This window comes from Intrasporangium sp. (genome assembly GCF_030452765.1).
GTDB lineage: Bacteria > Actinomycetota > Actinomycetes > Actinomycetales > Dermatophilaceae > Intrasporangium_A.
Window position 1 is genome coordinate 1 of the sequence record NZ_JAKDLO010000240.1, and the last position, 5,467, is coordinate 5,467.

Annotated in this window: 6 protein-coding genes; 2 read left to right on the forward strand and 4 right to left on the reverse strand. The window is 70.6% G+C overall.

What is annotated here, in order from left to right:
- Window positions 1–2,010 (reverse strand): APC family permease (locus tag L0H79_RS20265; protein WP_301486453.1); only part of this gene is annotated, 2,010 nt, incomplete at its 3' end.
- 125 nt (window positions 2,011–2,135) lie between these two features.
- Between L0H79_RS20265 and L0H79_RS20270 the strand changes: the two genes are divergently transcribed.
- Both L0H79_RS20270 and L0H79_RS20275 read left to right on the forward strand, forming a co-directional pair.
- Window positions 2,136–2,798 (forward strand): TrkA family potassium uptake protein, encoded by a 663-nt coding sequence (locus L0H79_RS20270; protein ID WP_301486448.1) that lies wholly within the window; start codon window positions 2,136–2,138, stop codon window positions 2,796–2,798.
- Window positions 2,799–2,812: 14 nt separating this feature from the next.
- Entirely contained in the window at window positions 2,813–3,496 is a 684-nt protein-coding gene (locus L0H79_RS20275; RefSeq protein ID WP_301486449.1) for a TrkA family potassium uptake protein, read from the forward strand.
- Window positions 3,497–3,545: 49 nt separating this feature from the next.
- Here L0H79_RS20275 and L0H79_RS20280 read toward each other — a convergent pair whose 3' ends face one another.
- Genes L0H79_RS20280 through L0H79_RS20290 form a run of 3 tightly spaced genes read right to left on the reverse strand, consistent with a single transcriptional unit; the run spans window position 3,546 to window position 5,406 of the window.
- Window positions 3,546–4,265 (reverse strand): DUF3159 domain-containing protein, encoded by a 720-nt coding sequence (locus L0H79_RS20280; RefSeq protein WP_301486450.1) that lies wholly within the window; start codon window positions 4,263–4,265, stop codon window positions 3,546–3,548.
- Window positions 4,255–4,647: an OB-fold nucleic acid binding domain-containing protein gene (locus L0H79_RS20285; RefSeq protein WP_301486451.1), complete on the reverse strand. Its 393-nt coding sequence runs from the start codon at window positions 4,645–4,647 to the stop codon at window positions 4,255–4,257. Before L0H79_RS20285 ends, L0H79_RS20280 begins: the two co-directional genes overlap by 11 nt.
- A gap of 3 nt (window positions 4,648–4,650) precedes the next feature.
- Complete coding sequence (locus L0H79_RS20290; protein WP_301486452.1) at window positions 4,651–5,406, reverse strand: DUF3710 domain-containing protein; 756 nt, start codon at window positions 5,404–5,406, stop codon at window positions 4,651–4,653.
- Window positions 5,407–5,467: the final 61 nt, after the last annotated feature.

Consider the following 5,467-nt stretch of genomic DNA (forward strand, 5'->3'; position numbering starts at 1 on the left):
CCCGGGGGGGGGGGCCCCCGGGGGGGGCGCGGGGCCGGGGGGCGGGGCCCCCCCGCCCCCCCCGCGGCCCGCGCCGCCCCCCGGCGGCGCGTCGACCCAGGCCCCTTCGGCACCCTTGGACGACGCGAGCTGCCACGGGACGCTCACGACCATGATGCCGGGGGTGAACAGCAGCCGGGCCTTGAGACGCAGTGCGCTCTGGTTGTGCAGCACCTGCTCCCACCACTTGCCGACGACGTACTCGGGCAGGTAGACGGTGACGACGTCTCGGGGGTTGTCGCTGCGGATCGAGCGGACGTAGTCGAGGATCGGGCGGGTGATCTGCCGGTAGGGCGAGGCGAGCACCTTGAGCGGCACCGGGATCTCGTGGCGGGACCATTCGGTGAGCATCGCGCGCGTCTCGTCAGGGTCGACGTCGACGGTCAGCGCCTCGAGGGACGACGGCCGGCCGGCGCGGGCATAGGCGAGCGCACGCAGCGTCGGCTTGTGGATCTTCGACACGAGGACGATGGCGTGCACGTGCGAGGGCAGCGTCGGCCGGTCGGTCTCCCAGTCGACGGCGAGCTCGGCGTTGACCGCGGCGTAGTGCCGCTTGATGCCCAGCATGAGCAGGTAGAGCACGACCATCGCGGCGATGGCATAGCGTGCCCCCGCCTGGAACTTCGTGATGAGCACGACGAGCAGGACCGTCGCCGACATCGCGGCACCGATCGTGTTGATGACCCGTGAGCGCTGCATGCGACGGCGCTCCTTCGGGTTGCGCTCGAGGCGCAGATGTCGCGTCCAGTGCCGGATCATCCCGGTCTGGCTCGTCGTGAACGAGACGAAGACCCCCACGATGTAGAGCTGGATCAGCGCCGTGACGCTGGCCTGGAAGACGATGACGAGGATGATCGCCGCGGCCGAGAGCATGAGGATGCCGTTGGAGAAGGCGAGCCGGTCGCCGCGGGTGTGCATCTGTCGGGGCAGGTACCCGTCCCGCGCCAGGATCGAGGCCAGCACCGGGAAGCCGTTGAAGGCGGTGTTGGCTGCGAGCACGAGGATGAGCCCCGTCACGATCGACACGAAGATGACGCCCAGGTGGAAGTTCGCGAAGACCGTGGTGGCGAGCTGGCCGATCGCGGTGTCCTGGACGTAGCCGTCGCCGACCGGGGCGCCGCCGCGGAGCAGCTGCGTGGCCGGGTCGTCGGCGATCTTGATCTCGGTCCAGTGGGCCAGCGCGATGATCGAGCTCAGCATGACGATCGAGATGGTGCCCATGAGCAGCAGCGTCGTGGCGGCATTCTGGCTCTTCGGCTTGCGAAAGGCGGGGACGCCGTTGGAGATGGCCTCGACCCCCGTCAGCGCGGCACAGCCCGAGGAGAACGCGCGCAGCAGGAGGAAGAACGCCGCGAGCCCGGTCAGCTCCTCTCCGCCCTCCGGCACCAGGGTCAGCCCGGCGCTCTCGGCAGGGGCCAGCGTGCCGGTGAAGTGCTGGATGAAGCCGTAGACGCCCATCCCGATGATGGCGATCATGAACGCGTAGACGGGGACCGCGAACGTCCGGCCCGACTCGCGCACGCCCCTCAGGTTCATCGCCGTCAGCAGCACGATGAGAACGACCGCGACGATGACCTCGCGTCCCCGGACGAAGCCGAGGACGGTCGCGGCGTTGGCGACTCCCGAGGAGATCGACACGGCGACGGTGAGCACGTAGTCGACGAGCAGCGCGCTGGCGACGGTGAGCCCCGCCTTGGGTCCGAGGTTGACGGTCGCGACCTCGTAGTCGCCGCCCCCGGAGGGATAGGCACGCACGTTCTGGCGGTAAGACGCGACGACGACGACCATGACCGCGATGACGCCGATCGTGACCTGCCAGCTGTGCGTCGTCGCGAAGGCGCCCCCGGCGAGCCCGAGCATGAGCAGGATCTCGTCCGGGGCGTACGCGACCGAGGACAGTGCGTCGCTGGCGAAGATGGGCAGTGCGAGCCGCTTCGGCAGGAGCGTCTCGCCGAGTTTGTCGCTTCGCATGGCGCGTCCGACGAGGAGGCGCTTGAGCAGCGAACCTGAGCCTGGCACGCAGGACACTGTATGCCGCTCAGCATCCCTTCGCGCGCACCTGGGGGCGCGCCCGTGGCTGGTGTAGCGTCGCGACCGTGCATTTCGTCATCATGGGCTGCGGCCGGGTCGGATCGACCCTGGCCCGCACCCTCGGGCGCAACGGCCACGACGTCGCCGTCATCGACGCCGACCCCGCGTCCTTCCGCCGGCTCGGGGCCGAGTTCGAGGGCCAGACCGTGACCGGTGTCGGCTTCGACCGAGACACGATGATCGCCGCCGGGATCCGGACCGCCTACGCCTTCGCCGCAGTCAGCAGCGGCGACAACTCCAACATCCTCGCCGCGCGAGTAGCCCGCGAGACGTTCGGCGTCGAGCACGTCGTCGCCCGCATCTACGACCCGCAACGGGCGATGGTCTACCAGCGCCTCGGCATCCCGACGGTCGCGACGGTGCGGTGGACGGCCGACCAGGTGATCCAGCGGCTGCTCCCACAGGGGGCGATGCCGGAGCTGACCGACCCGAGCGGCAAGATCGTCATCGCCGAGGTGCCCCTGGTCGCCGAGTGGATCGGCCGGCCTCTCACCGAGGTCGAGGCGCTCACCGGCACCCGGGTCGCCTATCTGACCCGGCTCGGCGAGGGCATGCTCGCCGAGAGCGACTCCGTCGTGCAGTCCGGCGACCTCGTCCATCTCGCCGTGCGGCGTGACGAGCTGGCGCGCGTCGAGCGGATCTGCGACCAGCCACCCGTCGCCACCTGAGATGAAGGAGTCCGATGCGCGTTGTCATCGTCGGCGCAGGTAGCGTCGGCCGGTCCATCGCCCAGGAGCTGCTGCTGAGCGGGCATCAGGTCCTGCTCATCGACAAGGACGCCGACGACGTCCAGGCCTCCCGAGTCCCGGAGGCGTCGTGGCTGCTCGCGGATGCCTGCGAGCTGGCTTCCCTCGAGGAGGCCAGGCTCGAGGAGTGTGACGTCGTCGTCGCCGCGACCGGCGATGACAAGGTCAACCTGGTCGTGTCGCTCCTCGCGAAGACCGAGTTCGGCGTGCCGAGGACGGTCGCGCGGGTCAACAACCCGAAGAACGAGTGGATGTTCGACGAGTCCTGGGGCGTCGACGTCGCCGTGTCGACACCGCGGCTGATGACCGCCCTCATCGAGGAGGCGGTCAGCATCGGCGACCTCGTGCGGATCTTCGAGTTCCAGCAGGGCCGCGCGGCGATGGTCGAGCTCACCCTGCCCGACCGCAGCGAGTTCGCCGGTCGCCGGATCGGCGACGTCCGGTGGCCCGAGGACACCGTCCTCGTTGCGATCATCCGGGGACAACGCCCCATCGCACCGACGCCCGACGACGCGATCGAGTCGGGCGACGAGCTGCTCTTCATCACCACTGCCGAGCAGGAGGCCCAGCTGCAGCGACTGCTCGCACCGGACGTAAAGCCGCGCTCGGCCGAAGCCTGACGCGAGGTCGCTGCGCCGTCCGGCCCAAGGCGGCCGGGTGAGGTCGCGCTTACCGAGGCGCGGCAAACGCGTCGATGGGCGTACGGCCCCGCACCAGGATCGCGCCCATGGCGGTGAGCGCCACCAGATAGGCGGGCCAGCCCAGGGCGACCTTGGCCACGGCCAGGGCGGCGACCTGCTCGCCCAGGTAGAGCGGCACCATGATCGCGAGTCGCACCGCGTTGAGGGCGACAAGCACCCAGGCGAGCCGGCACGCGACCGACACGATTCCGGGGTGCCTGCGCCACCACGTCGGGTCCTGGGCGAAGACGTCCGGCTCGGCCACCCCGACGACGAAGCCGAAGAGGGGCCACCGGAGCAGGTTCGTCACGACGAGCACGACGAGCAGGGCGGCGTTCTGCAGCATGCCGGGCAGGAACGCGTCCTCGGCGCGACCCGACCGGAGCGCGAAGAACGCGGAGATGCCGACGCCGGCGGCGGCATACAGGATGAACCTGACGTTCTGGCGCTGCAGGACCCGCACGATGAGGAAGAGCAGCGCAGCCGCCCCCGCAGCGATCAGGGACAGGCGCAGGTCACGGGTGACCGACCAGACCAGGGCGAACAGCAGCGTCGGCACGGCGCTCTCGACGGCGCCGCGCCAGCCGCCGATCGCCTCGGACAGCTTGTCCCCCAGCAGCTGTTCGACCGTCTCGTAGCGGCGCAGGTCCAGCGCCTCCGGGTGTGTCGCTGCCGTCCGCGTCGGCCCCGTCTCGTTCTCAGCCGTCATGGTGGCCCTCGCGGCCGATGACCTCGTACGACGGGTTGAAGATCGTCAGGACGTCGTGGTGCCGGCAGACGCGACCCGTGGCCTCCAGCTTGACCCCCGGCGTGACGCCGGGGATGCTGCGACGGCCCAGCCACACGAGATGGAGCACATCGGTGCCGTCCCACAGCTCGGCGTCCAAGGCCGCCACCTCCTCGGCGGGACGCAGCGTGATCGAGCGGATCTCGCCGCGGACGCTGGCGACGGTGCGCGGCACCAGGCCGCCGATGTGCTGCCGCCCGAGGTCACGGCTCTCGCGGGCGAGCTCGTCCGAGTCGATCTCGTCCGACGAGCGGAGCAGGCGCTTGGCGAGGCGCCCCAGTGCATTGTTCGGTTCAGCAGGCATGCCTCAGCGGACCTCGGTGATCTCGGGACCTCGCTCGAACGGGTTGAGGTCGTCCAGTCGGGCCGGACCGGCCGGCTCGGCCGCAGTATCCGGCGGGGCGCTCGTGGCGGCCTCCGGCAGCCGCAGCGGGAGCAGCTCCCGCGGCGGCATCGCCTCGTCGCCGCGGTCGACGACGATGGATCGTACGACCTCGTGGATCGACTCGGCCTCGGCGGGTTCGCCGGCGGCGCGGCCGCTCACGACGGCCCGAAGGAACCACCGGGGCCCGTCGACGCCGATGAAGCGGGCCGGCACGAAGGTGGTGTGGCCCTCGGCGCCGGCCTGTGGCATCCGAGTCTGCAGCTCCTGCCCGAACTCGCCCGTCACGACCTCGGCCGTGCCCCCGGAGTCGGTGATCGTCGTCGCGATCTCGTTGCGGATGTCGACCCACACACCCTCGGTGCGCGGGGCGGCGAACGCCTGCAGCTGGACGGCCGACTCGCCGAGCACGGCGGTGACACCGGTGATCTGCTGCTCCTGCTCGTTGACCTCGAGGCGCAGCTCCATGCCCGCGACGCCCCTGAGCCAGATGGAGCCGAGGTTGAGGTAGTCCGCCTCGTCGCTCACCTCGCTGCGGTCCCACGGGCCCCCGTCCGGCCTGGCCAGCTCGGCGGGGTCGGGCTCCGTCCTCGCCTCGTCCAGCTGCTCGTCCGGCTCCGGCGGCGCAATCGTCACCTCCGTCGACGCGGTCTCGGACCTGTCTCGCTTGAAGAGTCCCACGTTGGTGTTCCGTCCTTCGGTGTTACGCGTCAGTGTGACGTCATGTCATGGCGGTCGTGTC

Coding starts and splice junctions, on each gene's coding strand:
- L0H79_RS20275 (WP_301486449.1), top strand. CDS start 2,813: ATGCGCGTTGTCATCGTCGGCGCAGGTAGCGTCGGCCGGTCCATCGCC.
- L0H79_RS20280 (WP_301486450.1), bottom strand. CDS start 4,265: ATGACGGCTGAGAACGAGACGGGGCCGACGCGGACGGCAGCGACACAC.
- L0H79_RS20285 (WP_301486451.1), bottom strand. CDS start 4,647: ATGCCTGCTGAACCGAACAATGCACTGGGGCGCCTCGCCAAGCGCCTG.